This is a genomic window from Ornithinimicrobium murale, assembly GCF_003352835.1.
Lineage (GTDB): Bacteria > Actinomycetota > Actinomycetes > Actinomycetales > Dermatophilaceae > Ornithinicoccus > Ornithinicoccus muralis.
The window spans coordinates 1-13,807 of record NZ_QLVD01000029.1; the positions used below are offsets into that span (position 1 = coordinate 1).

Annotated in this window: 15 protein-coding genes; 5 read left to right on the forward strand and 10 right to left on the reverse strand. The window is 70.7% G+C overall.

Translation table 11 applies throughout. The features are described from left to right. Positions 1-122: 122 nt before the first annotated feature. Together DPQ65_RS13635 and DPQ65_RS13640 are read right to left on the reverse strand one after the other, a co-directional pair. Positions 123-926 carry a carbon-nitrogen family hydrolase gene (locus tag DPQ65_RS13635; RefSeq protein ID WP_114907908.1) on the reverse strand — a complete coding sequence of 268 codons (804 nt, stop codon included), beginning with the start codon at positions 924-926 and terminating at the stop codon, positions 123-125. 19 nt (positions 927-945) lie between these two features. Next, positions 946-2,958: a bifunctional copper resistance protein CopD/cytochrome c oxidase assembly protein gene (locus tag DPQ65_RS13640; protein ID WP_238146859.1), complete on the reverse strand. Its 2,013-nt coding sequence runs from the start codon at positions 2,956-2,958 to the stop codon at positions 946-948. Positions 2,959-2,984: 26 nt separating this feature from the next. Between DPQ65_RS13640 and DPQ65_RS13645 the strand changes: the two genes are divergently transcribed. From DPQ65_RS13645 to DPQ65_RS15740, 5 genes are all read left to right on the forward strand, one after another. Further along, positions 2,985-3,857, forward strand: coding sequence for a maleylpyruvate isomerase family mycothiol-dependent enzyme (locus tag DPQ65_RS13645; RefSeq protein WP_114907909.1), 873 nt, complete (start codon positions 2,985-2,987; stop codon positions 3,855-3,857). A gap of 299 nt (positions 3,858-4,156) precedes the next feature. After that, positions 4,157-4,726 carry a hypothetical protein gene (locus tag DPQ65_RS13650; protein ID WP_114907910.1) on the forward strand — a complete coding sequence of 190 codons (570 nt, stop codon included), beginning with the start codon at positions 4,157-4,159 and terminating at the stop codon, positions 4,724-4,726. Between the two features lie 118 nt (positions 4,727-4,844). Beyond that, complete coding sequence (locus DPQ65_RS13655; RefSeq protein WP_114907911.1) at positions 4,845-5,480, forward strand: hypothetical protein; 636 nt, start codon at positions 4,845-4,847, stop codon at positions 5,478-5,480. Next, complete coding sequence (locus tag DPQ65_RS13660) at positions 5,477-6,037, forward strand: DUF4352 domain-containing protein (protein WP_114907912.1); 561 nt, start codon at positions 5,477-5,479, stop codon at positions 6,035-6,037. Before DPQ65_RS13655 ends, DPQ65_RS13660 begins: the two co-directional genes overlap by 4 nt. Then, a complete protein-coding gene (locus DPQ65_RS15740) occupies positions 6,034-6,681 on the forward strand; it encodes a hypothetical protein (protein ID WP_162802241.1) in 648 nt (215 codons plus the stop codon). The genes DPQ65_RS13660 and DPQ65_RS15740 overlap by 4 nt, the downstream gene beginning before the upstream one ends. Here DPQ65_RS15740 and DPQ65_RS13665 read toward each other — a convergent pair. From DPQ65_RS13665 to DPQ65_RS13700, 8 genes are all read right to left on the reverse strand, one after another. Further along, positions 6,573-8,009 carry a hypothetical protein gene (locus DPQ65_RS13665; protein ID WP_162802242.1) on the reverse strand — a complete coding sequence of 479 codons (1,437 nt, stop codon included), beginning with the start codon at positions 8,007-8,009 and terminating at the stop codon, positions 6,573-6,575. The genes DPQ65_RS15740 and DPQ65_RS13665 overlap by 109 nt on opposite strands. A 65-nt stretch (positions 8,010-8,074) precedes the next feature. Next, positions 8,075-8,590, reverse strand: a complete 516-nt coding sequence (locus DPQ65_RS13670; RefSeq protein WP_114907914.1) for a YybH family protein — start codon at positions 8,588-8,590, stop codon at positions 8,075-8,077. A 78-nt stretch (positions 8,591-8,668) separates the two neighbouring features. Beyond that, on the reverse strand, positions 8,669-9,889 hold the full coding sequence (locus DPQ65_RS15890; RefSeq protein WP_114907915.1) for a thermonuclease family protein: 1,221 nt from the start codon (positions 9,887-9,889) through the stop codon (positions 8,669-8,671). Positions 9,890-9,964: 75 nt separating this feature from the next. Further along, positions 9,965-10,399 (reverse strand): VOC family protein, encoded by a 435-nt coding sequence (locus tag DPQ65_RS13680; protein ID WP_114907959.1) that lies wholly within the window; start codon positions 10,397-10,399, stop codon positions 9,965-9,967. A gap of 59 nt (positions 10,400-10,458) precedes the next feature. Then, positions 10,459-11,061 (reverse strand): RES family NAD+ phosphorylase, encoded by a 603-nt coding sequence (locus DPQ65_RS13685; RefSeq protein ID WP_162802243.1) that lies wholly within the window; start codon positions 11,059-11,061, stop codon positions 10,459-10,461. Between the two features lie 35 nt (positions 11,062-11,096). After that, positions 11,097-11,753: a hypothetical protein gene (locus tag DPQ65_RS13690; RefSeq protein ID WP_114907917.1), complete on the reverse strand. Its 657-nt coding sequence runs from the start codon at positions 11,751-11,753 to the stop codon at positions 11,097-11,099. Positions 11,754-11,816: 63 nt separating this feature from the next. After that, positions 11,817-12,230 (reverse strand): hypothetical protein, encoded by a 414-nt coding sequence (locus DPQ65_RS13695; RefSeq protein ID WP_114907918.1) that lies wholly within the window; start codon positions 12,228-12,230, stop codon positions 11,817-11,819. 5 nt (positions 12,231-12,235) lie between these two features. Then, entirely contained in the window at positions 12,236-13,774 is a 1,539-nt protein-coding gene (locus tag DPQ65_RS13700) for a dihydrolipoamide acetyltransferase family protein (RefSeq protein ID WP_114907919.1), read from the reverse strand. Between the last annotated feature and the right edge of the window lie 33 nt (positions 13,775-13,807).

Sequence of the window (13,807 nt, forward strand, 5' to 3'; positions counted from 1 at the left end):
CACGCCGTTCTCCTGACCACTGGCTTCTGTTCCTTGACAGCTCAGAAACCTATGCAGGGAACGGCGTGCGCCCTACCCAGGCACCCTCAGAACACCCACAGGTGAGTCAGAAGAGCCCAAAATTAGAGGCGGCGGTCGGCCAGGACGGGGAACTGCTCCCGGCACTCACGCACCAGCGCCGGATCGATCTCCACCGACAGCACCTCCTCGCCGGTCCCTGCCTCGGCGAGAACCTCGCCGCGCGGGTCGATGACGGCGCTGCGGCCTCCCATCTCGGTGCGCGCGTGCGTGCCCGCCGTGTTGCACCCCAGCACGAAGCACTGGTTCTCGACCGCCCGCGCGCGCAGCAGCAGCCGCCATGCCTCGACCCTGGCTGCGGGCCACGCCGCGGGGACCACGAAGAGCTCGGCCCCCTGGTCGACCTGGGCGCGGTAGAGCTCGGGGAACCGCAGGTCGTAACAGGTCGACAGCCCCGCCCGCAGGCCGTCCGCCGGTGCCGGCAGGTCGAGCACGACAATGTCCTCCCCCGCCTCCATCAGGCGGGGCTCGCCGTTGCCGAACCCGAAGCGGTGCACCTTGCGGTAGCGCGCGATCCGCTCACCCGCCGCCTCCAGCAGCACCGACGTGTTCCACAGCCCGCGCCCCTCCGGGCCGGACTCGTCGTCGGGGGCCTCCGCAATCGACCCGGCGTGCACCACGGCACGGATCTCACGCGCGGCCTCGGCCACGGCGGAGACCACGGGCCCGTCAACGGTCTGGGTGCGTTCCGGCCAGGCCCGGTAGTCGAAACCGCCGGCGCTCCACAGCTCGGGCAGCACCACCAGGTCGTGACCCGCCTGGGCACGGACCAGGTCGACGACGCGGTCAGTGCGGTCCGGGACGGACTCCCCGTCGGCATACTGCAACTGGATCAGGGCGATGCGCACGTTGTCTCCTTGGCGATGACTACTGCGGGCGGGTGTCGCGGCCGTGTCGGGCCAGGTGGGCGAGATGCTCGTTGTAGGCGGCGAGCTCGGCGTCGCCGTCCCGGTCGGCCCGGCGGTCGTGCCGCTTGGCGTCGCGGGTGTCGCTGCGCAGCCAGTCCCAGGTCACCATCATCGCCAGGACCACGGTGGGCAGCTCTCCGATGCCCCAGGCGATCATGCCGGCCAGCTGCTGGTCGGCCAACAGGTCCGGCACCCACGGCAGGTCGACGGTCTTGAAGAACCCGGGGGCCAGCAACCAGGTGCCGGACATCAGTGCCAGCCCGAAGAAGGCGTGCGCGGCCAGGGTGCCGATCAGGATCATCAGGCGCATGGGCGCCGGCCACTTGCGGGGCCCGGGGTCGGTCCCGGCCAGCGCCCAGACGAAGGCATAGCCGGACAGGAAGAAGTGCACCACCATCACCACGTGCCCGGAGTGGGTGGACAGCGACCACTCGAACCAGGCCGTGTAGTAGAAGGCGATCAGCGAGCCGAAGAACAGGACGGCAGCCACGAGGGGCTGCACGAAGAAGCCCGCCCACCGCGAGTGCACGATCGCCAGGATCACCTCCCGCGGGCCCAGCGTCTTGTCGGTGCGCGGCGTGAGCGCCCGCAGCGCGAGAGTGACCGGTGCCGCCGGGACCAGGAAGATCGGCACGGCCATCATCAGCGCCATGTGCATCACCATGTGCAGGCTGAACTGCACCTTGCCGTACATCCCCGGGGCGCCGGAGGTCGCATAGATGAAGATCGCCCAGCCGATCACCCACAGCACGGTGCGCCCCACCGGCCAGGCGTCACCCCGGCGGCGGAGCCGACGGACACCTGCCAGGTAGAGCCCGATCAGCGCCAGCGCGGGCAGCAGGAACATCCACATCGGCTCCCACGCGGTCAGCAGCCGGCTCGCGGTGAACGGCTCAGGCGTGGGGAAGCCGGTCAGGTTGAGCGCCGGGTCGACACCGGTGAGGTCCTCGATGACCGGCGGCGGGGTGCGGGCCAGGGCGACACCGAGTCCGAGGGCAACCGCCATGACCCCGAGCTCGGTGACCGCGAGGCGAGCGAAGACTCCCGGTGTCGCGGCACCACGCTCCAGGAGCAGCCTCCGCTGGTTGTAGCCGAACATGCCCAGGACCAGGAGCGCGACCACCTTGAGCCACAGCAGCATCCAGTAGGGAGTGATCAGGTCGGCCAGGTTGTCTGCCTGGAGGAAGGCGAACAGCACCCCGGAGCCGCCGACCGCGACGTAACAGGCCAGCGCGACCGGCGAGTAGCGCTCCAGGGTCACCTGGACGGCCGTGCCCAGCACCGGACGCAGGATCACGATCGCGAGCAGCCCGCCCACCCACAGCGTGATGCCGACCAGGTGGATGAGGAGGGCGGTCATCCCCTGCTCGTGACCCACCAGGCCGCTGCTGTGCCCGGCGAAGCTGATCGGCCAGAGGGTCGCCAGGGCGATGGTGAACACCCAGGCGAGCTGTCCGCGGGTGCGTGCCCAGGCGGCCAGGACGCAGACCGCGAAGGCCATCGCCAGCTCGATGATGATCAGGCGGGTGATCTCCAGGGGCCAGGCCGTGCTGCGCAGCTCACCGAAGAACGCCGGGTCGGTGAGCAACAACCCGGAGGACTGGGAGAAGGTCAGCGCGAGCCCGACGAAACAGGTCAGCGTCCAGGCACCGGCGGAGTAGGCCGCGGCAACCGCTGCCGTCGACCGGCGCGCGGTCCCGCGCCCCTCGGGCGTGAGGAAGGCAGCCACCAGCAGAAGGCCGATGGTCAGCGCGGCGGACAGGTCGTGGACGACCCTGTTGATGACCTGGCCGTAGCGCACGACCGGGCCTGTGTCGCCCAACAGAAGCGGCGCGAGCGCACCGGACAGGGCTCCGGCGACCACGGCCACCAGGAGGGCGGCCACCAGCACCATCCCTGCCGGGCCCGCCAGGACCCGCCCGAGCTGGGGCGAGGGTGGGGTCGTGGTGGGTGCAGCCTGGTCTGTCGTCACGCCCCCATGCTAGGTAGGCTCCCTGTATGCCGATCCATCCTGCTCCCCCGAGTGACCTCGACGGACTCATCGAGGGCTTCCGCCAGGTCGTGCAGGCAGTGATCGACCTGGGCAGCACGTGCTCCGCGGACGACTTCGCCCTGTCGACGTCGTGCCCGGGATGGAGTGTGCAGGACCACATCGCCCACGTGGCCGCGGTCGAGCACTTTCTCGAAGGTGGCGAGAACCCGGAGGTGGAGATCAGCGACCTGGAGCACGTGCACCACGAGTTCGCGGCCTGGATGGAGCAGGGCGTCCACGCCCGTCGCGGCACCCCGGGCACCGAGGTCGTCACCGAGCTGGAGGAGCTCCTGCAGCGGAGGCTGGCGACGCTGGCCAACCCGGACCTGACGCTGGAGACCGAGGTGCGTGCACCACTCGGCACGACCAGGCCGCTCGGGTCGCTGCTGAAGCTGCGACTCAACGACATCTGGGTGCACGAGCAGGACATCCGCGAGGCCCTCGGGAGGTTGGGCGACCTGGACACCCCGGCGGCGGCCACGTTCGTGAAGGCCATCGTGGTGAGTTTCCCGCGGCTGATGCAGGCCGTGCCGATGGAGGACGCGCAGACGGTCATCCTGGAGAGCACCGGCCCGGTGACCGCCCGGGCAGGTGTTCGGGTCAGCCACGACGCGGCCGGCGAGCGCAGCGACCATGTGCTGTTCACCGGCGAGAGCGAGAGCGGCATGGGCGAGGCCGTGCACTCCGAGGACGACCCGACCACCACCATCAGCCTGTCCACCGAAGCCCTCGGGCGCCGGGCCGCAGGTCGACGCCCGACGGGCGACACGGCATACTCCGTGGTCGGCGACGAGGACCTTGCGGCGCGCGTCCTGGACGCTATCGCCTTCACTCCCTGACCGTCATCTGGTGGCGGTCTCGCACGCCTCTCTCCTCTTTTGGGAGCGGCCTCGCACGGCTCTCCCGTGCTGTGGCAGAGGCTCTGGGGCGACCCGCCCCACAGGTCGGCGGGGACCTGTGAAACCAAGTTGCTTTGGGTAAGCAATTGCCGCAAGATATCGGAAGACACCACCGGGCGAAGGTCGCCCGACGTGTTTGCCCGGGTCAATGTCGCCGCGTGTGCAGTGGATGACCTGTCAGGCCTCCCTCGCACTGTGCGCCCATCCGGGTCCGTGGACGATGAAGAGGAGCAACAGACATGAAGAAGTTCAGCGTGGTCGCCCTGGCGATGACCGCCACCCTGGCCCTGGGCGCGTGCAGCGCCGAGGATGAGCCGGAGGAGGCCACCACCTCCGAGGAGAGCGCCGACGAGGGGACCGAGGAGACCAGCGACACTGCCGAGGAGACCGGCGACGAGACCGGTGACACCGCCGAGGAGACCGGCGACGCCGCCGACCAGACCGAGGCTGCCGGTGGCGAGTACAGCGAGCCGGCCTGCAACGAGTTCTTCACCGAGGGCGGCCCGTTGGCCGACCGCGCCGAGGCCGCACGCTCGGCCCTCGAAGCCGGTGAGGTGACCGACCAGGTGACCTACAGCGAGGTCATGCTGCTGAAGAGCCGCCTGGACGCCACCGCCGAGGAGGCACCGGAGGACATCTCCAGCCTGATCACGACGGTCAACGCCCCGTTCACCGAGGTCGTGGACCTGGTCAACGAGGGCAGCGAGGACGTCGTCGACCCCGATGCCGGCACGATCACCCTCCCGGAGATCGACACCCATGCGTCCGCAGACGCACAGGCCGAGCTGGAGACCGCCTGCGCGGGCTGATGCTCTGCTGAGTCCGGTCCCCGGAAACTGACGGCGCCGATCCCCGTGTGGGGTCGGCGCCGTTCTGTTGCCCGGTGCTGGTCCGTGACTCCCTGCCGTCCACGGTTATCCTGACCGGGTGACTGAGCCCGGGGCGATCACCGCACGCACGGCCCTGGCGTTCCTGCTCGCCACGTGGCCGCGCCGCCTCGTGCTCTCACTGCTGCTGGTGATCCCCGTGGTGCTGGCCGCCTCCGGGGGTCTCGGCGCCGCGGAACCACCCCCGCGCGAGGTCGAGCCCGGGACCCTGACCGATACCGGCGCCTACCGGGTCGTGCCGCGGTCCTACTTCGTCTCCGAGCGGGTCGATGCCGGCAGCCTGGAGGAGGGCGAGCTCTGGGTGGGCGCCCTCGTGCAGATCACCAACCAGGGCACGCAACCGATCAGTGTCGACTTCAGTGACCAGACCTTCGAGCTCACCGACGGCATCCCGACCGACGATCGGCTCAACCCCACGGAGGTGCTTCGCCTGGACACCGGCGGCCGGCTGGGCTGGGCCCAGCCCGGAGTCACCTACGAGGTCGCGCTGCTGTGGCGCACCACGGCCCTGGCGGACCCACCCGCTGAGCTGATGCTCACGATGAACGAGACGGCCTGGACGGAATGGACCATCGAGGCCGGGCAGCACACCTGGCGCGCCACGGCGAACGCCTTCCATGTGCGCCTCCCGCTGGGTGAGGCCCCGGCCGCCATCCTCGAGGAGGAGGACGAGTGAGGCGCTCCCGGTGGGCGGCGGCCGCCATGCTCGTCGCCGCGATCGCCGTGGGCGGTGGAGCCAACGCGATCGACAGCAACTTTCTCGCCACTGGCTGGCACAGCGTGCAGCACGGCGAGGAGGGCTCCGACAGCACGGTCGGCAACTTCCAGGTCCACGTGCACGGCGCGACGACGGCGACCCAGCTCGAGGACGATGATGTGGTGACCAGTCCCGCAGTCTTCGTGGTGGTCGACCTCTCCTACGCCACCACCGACGCCTGGGAGACGCCGGAGGAGGTCGTGCTGATCGACGGCGACGGCCGGGAGTTCGTGGAGCCTTCCGGCTTCGGGTCCGATGGCCGGGTCTGGCCTGCTGGGCCGGACATCTGGCACCGCGGCACCCTGCTGTTCGAGGTGCCAGGCGAGGCGGTCGGTGACCTCACGTTGGAGTTCCGCCCCGAGACTCCGCACACGCAACGCCCCGCGTCGATCCTGCGGGTCCCGCTCACGGTCGCAGCCAGCTCCGAGCCGCTGGTCCTGGAGTCGGCGCGCGTGCTGGCGGAGGGCGAACGATGAGCGAGCAGCAGCCTCCTGAGCCCTCGCCTCCCGCGACGAGCACGGACACCGCCGGCGAGGGCAGCACCGCGACCGCCCCTCGGCCCCGCGGCGCCCGAGCTCCGGCCCCGCCCCGGGAACACCGTCGCGGCACGACGGTGGCCGCTGCCGTCGCCCTGGTGGTGTCGCTCGCGGGGTGGGGGTGGTTCGCCAGTGAGCAGGGCCGAGAGGCCTGGTGGGCCTTCGGGCAGAACGTCGCCGTCGAGCCGGACGGCACGGGCTGGGCCAGCATCGACACCCTGAGCGTGCGACTCGAGGCGGTCGAGACGGTGCCGGTGGTGGACGAGGAGCAACCCCCTGCAGGGTTCCAGTTCCTCGCGCTGGACTTCTCCGTCGAGACTGGCACGCCCACGGACCTGAGCTCGTGCGAGGTGCAGGTGCGCGACGAGGGGGGCCGGTTGTTCCTGGCCGGGGAGGAGGTGCCCCGCACCGACCCGTATGAGTCGTCCCTGACGTGCGGCACGTCCGACCCGGAGGAGGAGCCGGTGCCGACGGCTCAGTCCGTGCTGGTGCTCGTCCCCGTTGATGCCGAGCTCGTCTCGGTGCGGGTGGATGGCCGCGAGTTCCCTCCAGCGCGGTTCATCGAGCTGCCGCTGCCCTCCTGACGCGGGCGCCGGCCACGCAACTGCCCGGCCGCGCCGAACCGCATCAGCAGCCGATCGGCAAAGACCGCGGTGAGCACGACGGTCAACACCAGCGTGAGCAGCTCCGCGACCCCGCCGAGCGGCACGTAGAGCGCGTCCCAGAACAGTTCGGTGCGCCAGCCCAGAACGAGCCGGGCAAGCCACCAGACCACCACGTCGAGCTGGGCCAGCAGCGTGAACAGCATGCAGTAGGCAAGCACCGGGGCGAAGGCCGAGCGCAGCACGAGCGCGAGCCCGCCCGCCAGGGCACCGAAGCGGCTCTCGGTGTCGGACAGCCGCCTCCACGCCTGACGCAGCGGCGCATCTCCCACCCGCCGGGTCAGGGCGGTCCACCGGCCCGTGCGGACCGCACGGACGACGTCGTCGGGCTTGACCGTGTCGGCGACCTGCAAGCCGTAGACGATGACGGCGATGGTGAGCATCGAGATCGGGACCACCAGGCCGATGACCACCGCATCGGCCACCACGGGCACGACGCTGAGGACCCAGTCACCGAAGGCGCCCAGACTGGGCAGGTTCACCCGCACCCGCGCCCACATCTCCGAGAGCGCCAGGGCAACCGTCCGGCTCGACCACCAGCCCATCACCCCGCTGAGCACGCCGGCCAGCACCCAGGCTCCGAGCGTCATCCACACTGCCTCGGCGTAGCCAGCCAGGATCTGCAGCAGGCTGCGCCGCGGGCCCTCCGCCGGGCCCAGCCGCTCGTCGCTCGCGAGCCGGGTGCCGACGGCCCGGACGACCAGCGCCCCGATGACGATGCCCAGCACGAGCCAGGAGGCGATCTGCGGCAGCCCGCTGATCGGGGTCTCGGCGCCGAGCTGCTCATACAGCGTGCCCCGGGAGTAGTCGATGAGGTCGGCACGCAGGTCCCCGCGGCTCTCATAGACCACCAGGAAGGGCACGAGCACACTGCCCGCGGCGGCGATCACGCCCCACGGGCTGGTGCGCCGACCCACTCGGCTGCGCACGACGAGCAGCATCCCGACCAGGGCCGCCAGACTCACGAGGGGAACCAGCGCCAGCGCGAGGAATCCGGGCACGGCGCCGACGATCCCGGCGGCGACCGCGAGTCGGGAGAGCAGCTCGTGGGCCAACAGGCTGGCGGCCGCGATCGCCAACAGTGGCAACCAGTTGCGCGCCAGCAGCGCCGTCGTGCCGCGCAGGATCTCCGCCGTCTCGCGCACCCCCGCCAGGTCTGTGCGTGCGGCCTCGCCTGTTCCTTCCGCAGAGGCGCCAGGGGACACCGACGGACGCGGAGGGTCCGCCGCAGGTGTCTGGTGCTCACTCATCGGGCGTAACTGTAACCAGCAGTTGCCGATCCCTGCTGATGTGCTCGGCTCTCAGCACACTCGGGTCAGTCATAGCGCACCGCATCCGTGCCCGAGGGTCCGGCCAGCAGGGTCTGCGCGCCGGGGACGATGTCGGTGTTCTGCGCCGCGACCGCCAGCCACGACCCGTCGCGCTGCCGGTGGACCACGAAGGTGAGGATGCCGCGGCGCCGACCCGCGCGACCCTGGCCCTGGTCCCCGGACCGAGCATCCCCCGAAGCCGGGGCGGCGTCCGCGGTGACGGGGGCGTGGCCCCGGGGTGACGGCATACGCTGCCCGTCGATCCTCCACCGGGCGAGCACCACCGCGCTCTCCCCCAGGTCACGCACCCTCAGTCGTTCGATGGTCATGGTGCTGCCCGGGAAGATCCGCTCGAAACCGTAGGCGTGGTTGTGCCGGATCTGCTCCCGCCTGGTCCACCAGAAGCCGACGACGTTGACGAAGTCCGCATCCTCCACGAAGAGCGCCGCGATCGCGTCGGCGTCCCCTCGCTCCCAGGCGCGCGCAAAGCCGTGGGCGACGTCCTCCGGGTGATCTGCCATGACTCCGAGTATGCCGAGGGCTCGGTCAGTGGAGCCGCTGGCATCCGGAGGTGGTGTGGTCCTGTCCCAGCCGATGGGTCACGGGACGAGCGGCGCCTTGGTCTGGCAGTCGATGGGCATGTATCCGCGGCCCTTGTCGTCGTAGTAGGGCCCGGGTTTGCTGTAGTCGCGACACCCTGTGTAGCCCGCGCCGGGGCGGGTCGGGGGTGGCTCTGGCGCCGGAGCAGGTGCAGGCGGTGGCGCCGGGGCGGGAGCCGGTGCCGGAGCTGGAGCCGGCGCAGGCGTCGGGGTCTGGCGACGGGCCTCCTCCTCGTCCTGCTGGCGCTGCTCGGCTGCGCGACGCTCCTGCTCCTCAGCTTCGCGTTGCTCGGCCGCCTCGCGTTGAGCCTGCTCCTCAGCCGCACGCTCGGCCGCTTCCCGCTCGGCCGCTTCCTCCGCCTCCCGCTCGGCCGCTTCCTCCGCCTCGCGCTGCGCTTCGGTCGCCTCCCGCTCGGCGGCCTGAGCTTGCCGCTGCGTCCACGTCTCCTGGAGGGCTGCCCATGACCCGTCCAGGTCCCGAGTGGTGGTTGTCATCGACGTGAGCTCATCGGTTGCGTAGCCCGCAAGTGGCGCAATGGTGGTGTCACCACCCAGGAGGAGGAGCAGCGCTGCGGCCTTCTCGCGACGTCGCTCGACACTCTCGAGATAGGCCACAATCTCGTCGACTGCTGCGTCGTCTGCCGGGGCAGCCTCACTGAGCTGTTCGTCCGCTCGCCGGAGTTGCTCCACCTGGGCAGGGATCGAACACTCTGCGGCAGGGTCATATAGGCCGACCTGGCTGGCCCGGGCCTGCGCATGTGCGCTCTCAACCTGGGGCAGAAAGCGCTTGTTCGGTGCGAAGTACACAGGCACACCCAGGCCGGCACGCGCCAGCTCAGCGTTGATGAGAACGTCATCCTTCAGGACCCCGGCGAGTTCGCGGTCGTACGGGTCGAGGAGATCAACGTCGAACTGCAGCGTCACCTCGCTGCCGGTGGGAAGCTGACCGGCGAGGTACTCCGATGCCGCCTGCCCTAGGCACTCCACCGGTCGGTTCGGGTCTTTGCTCTCGGGGGCATCGACATTCAGCAACCGAACCCGGTGAACGCCGTCGCCGTAGCGCACGTCGAGGGTGTCACCATCGACGACCTTGACGACGGACGCCACGACGGAGCCGCCAGCTTCGGCCTCGGCGGGGCCGCCAACCACCTGCACGGCCCCCGCGGTCACCACCCCGACACCCACGGCGCCGATCACGATCTTGGCGAGAAGCCCTGCCATCCCTGCACCCTCTTCTTTTCCTGAGCATTAACCCAAGAGAGAGTAAAGCATGTCAGTGGCCGCGTCCTCCCCGGGTCAGCCCACGAACAGACAGAACGGGTGCCCGTGCGGGTCGAGCATCACCCGCACGCCCGCCTGCGGCTGGTGCTCGTGGGTGCGTGCGCCGCACTCCATCGCCCACACCTGGGCCTCGTCGAGGTCATCGACCCACAGGTCAAGGTGCGCCATCGCCTGCTGCGGCCCCAACGCTCCGGTGGCGCCGGGCTCGGCGTGCGGGGTCGGCCAGACCGGCGGCACATAGCGCTCGTCCCACTCGAAGTTCAGCGTCATCGCCACCCGGTCACTCTCCGGCCGGATCTGCGCCCACCCGGCCGCGGCGGGCTCACCCTCGCGCGGCCCCTCGGACACGGCGACCTCGACACCGAGCAGCCGGGCATAGAACTGCGCGAGCTCGCGCGGCTCCGGCGTGCTGATCGAGATCGACGTCGCCCGGATCCTGGGGGTGCTCATGGTGACCTCCTGCGTGAACTCCGAGACCCACTGTATGCCGCGGGTCGGGTCTGTGTTGGTCAGATCAGCGTGCACCCGATCTGGGCCGCGACCCGCTGCAGCACGGGGAACAGGGCCGGGTCGTCGAGCGGCACCCGGTGCGTCGGCGCAGGTGGGAAGGCGTCAGCGGCTGGGCCGAAAAGCACGACATTGGTGCCCGTCCATGCCGAGGGCACATACAGCCCGTCAATCTGCTCATCGAGAGAGGCCACGATGTGGTGGGCCCAGGCCTGGCAGTGCGGAGCCGGTCTGGTCGTCAGGGCCGCGGAAGCCTGGTGGCGGATCAGCCACGTGCTCCCCGCGGTGAGGTCGAGCAACCGCAAGGGCCGGGTGGGGGTCCACGTGGTCACTGCCGGAGCACCGGTGCGACGGTCGATGGTGCGAGTCCGCTGACTGGTTTCTGCGCACGCGGCCGTCAGCGTGGACGAGGTGTAGAGCACGCCCCATCGCGGCGGATGCACGGTGGGCGCACCAGCCGGGTGCGGGTCCCACCGGCTCCCGGGGACTGGACCGTAGGTGCGCAGGGAGCCGAATGGGAGGGCATGTGTCGTCGTGGTCGGAGCGATCCGCAACAGCTGGTTGGACCACAGGCGCACATCCTGCGCGGTGACCGATAGGGGCACCGGAGGCATGTTCGGTGCCCTGGATGACCATCCGCTCACTGGTGGACCAGCCCCGCAACCAGGTCGCTCACCGGCTCGGGGTCGCCGCCCCCAGTGAGCCACTCGATCGGGGACCGATCGTCCAGTTCGGGCTGCGGGGTGTCCATGAACCCGGCGATGACCTGAGGGTGCAGACCCTCCGGAATGGCCGCGACGACAGCGGACAGGTTAGGGAGCGGCACGATCTCGATGTCCGGCACCGCATCCTCACCGGGGGTGTAGTCGTAGGTTGTCCGCTCGACGAACTGCCAATCCGGCAGACGCAGCGCACCGGCCACCCGCACGGCGTAGTAGCGGCCCGCCTGCACGCCGCGTCTGATGTTGGAAGAGTCACGGTCGAGGAGTTCGGCGACCTGCTGAGCCGTGCGCGACGAGCGCAGCAGGTCCGCAGCGATCCCGGCGTCATGGAGGGCGATCCGGGCGCCCAGCCCAGGGTCCCGCGCTTCTCGCCGGGTCTCCTCCAGCTGGTCGGCTGACAGGCCGGATGCGGCCAGCACCGCGTCCAACTGATCACTCGGCACCGGCGCAGCCGTCGGACTGGGTGCACGCTGTGGCATCCACTCGGGATGCTCGGCCGCGGCGCGTGTGAACTCTGCGACCGTCACGTCGGTGGCGATCGCACGCAGGAACATCTCCACCGCAGCGTTGCCCATGCCTCGCAGGCTACCGCACGCACGCGCCTGTGAGATGCGGCAGCGTGCGGCAGGTGTGGATTCTCAGTCCTTCAACCGACCGAACCACCAGAGAGCGACGACGAACGAGGCCACGACCAGCACCGCGGCGCCGGCCACCCAGAGACCGGTGTCCCAGTCGGCGAACAGGCTCAGGGCCACCCCCACGACGGCGGTCACCAGGGCGACCTGGCCAGCAGTCCGGGTGGCCCGGAACTGGGTGAGTCGCTCGGCGGCATCTGCCTCCTGCCCGGTCGCCAGCCGCGCCGCAGGCTCGAGACGCCGCACGACCGCGTGCAGGACCGCGTAGCCAAGGAACAGCACACCGCCGATGACGGCAGCCCGCGGGTTGCCCCGGGAGAGGGCGAGGAAGACCACGCCGAAGGCGCACAGCACGCAGAGACCGGTGAACAGCCGGTCCCGCAGCCGCGGCGCACGACGGCGCCCCGACGTCACCATGAGGGTCAGCCCCAGACGAGGGCCTTGGCGGGGTCCTCCAAGATCGCGGCCAGGTCGGCCAGGAACTTCGAGCCCAGCTCGCCGTCGATGACGCGGTGGTCGAAGGAGACCGCGAGCTGGGTGATCCAACGCGGCACGATCTCCTCGGTGCCGTCGGCGGCGGTGACCACCCACGGCTGCCGCCGGACCGCGCCGAAGCAGACGATCGCGGACTCGCCCGGGTTGATGATCGGGGTGCCGGTGTCCACGCCGAACACGCCCACGTTGGTGATCGTGATCGACCCACCGGACATCTCGGCCGGCTGGGTGCGGCCGGACCGGGCGGTCTCGACCAGGTTGCTCATCGCGTCGGCGAGCTGACGCAGGTCCATCAGGTCCGCGTCCTTGATGTTCGGCACCATCAGCCCGCGCGGGGTGGCCGCGGCGATCCCGAGGTTGACGTAGTTCTTCTGGACGATCTCCTGCGCGGCCTCGTCCCACACCGCGATCATGCCGGGGTTGCGCTTCACAGCCAGGCACACGGCCTTGGCGACCAGCAGCATCGGGTTGACCCGCACGTCACGGAACTCGCGGTCGCTCTTGAGTCGCTCGACGAGCTCCATGGTCGCGCTGACGTCGACGGTGATGAACTCGGTCACGTGCGGCGCGGTGAACGCCGAGCCGACCATCGCCTGGGCGGTCATCTTGCGCACACCCTTGACCGGGGTGCGGGTCTCCCGCTCGCCCGCGCGGTCAAAGACAGGGGCGGCGTATGCGGACGCGCTGGCTGCGGCTGCCGGGTCACCGGCGTCGGTGGTCGGCGGTGCGGCGGCCGCAGCGGCTGGGCCGGCCAGATAGGCGTCGACGTCGGCGCGGCTGATCACTCCGTCCTCCCGGGTCGGGGTGATGGCGGTCAGGTCGATGCCCTTGTCCTTGGCGTACTTGCGGACCGGCGGCTTGGCCAGCACCTTGCCACCTCGGGCGGAGCCTGTGTCAGGCGTTGCCGGGGTGGGAGCACTGGGGGTGCCTGACCTAGCGGGCGCGGTCGGTGCGGCGGCGGACCCAGGAGCTGCAGGTGCAGGCGCGGCCGGTGCAGCCTGGGCAGGCGCGGCCGGTGCAGCCTGGGCCGGGTCGGCGGCGGGTGCAGCCTGGGCCGGCTCAGCGGCCGGGGCCTGCGCGCTGCCACCCCGCTTGCGCGGCCGGCGGGCGGTGGCCGTGGCGGCTGGCCCATACCCGACCAGGTTCGCCTCCCGCTGGGGCTCCTCCGCTCCGCCCTCGGCGGCGTCGACCCCCGAGGTCTCGGCGGTGCCACCCTCGGCCGGAGCCTCGTCGCCGGTGTCGATCACGATGATCGGTTGGCCCACCTCGACCGTGGTGCCCTCCTCGGCCAGGATCTGCGAGACCGTGCCAGTCCAGGGGATGGGCAGCTCGACCAGCGACTTCGCCGTCTCGATCTCCACGACGATGTCGTTGACCTTGACCTCGTCACCGACCTTGACCTTCCAGGTGACGATCTCGGCCTCGACGAGGCCCTCACCGGGGTCGGGAAGGTTGAACTGTGGCACGGCGGACTCCTAGGTGAGCGAGCGGGTGGCGGT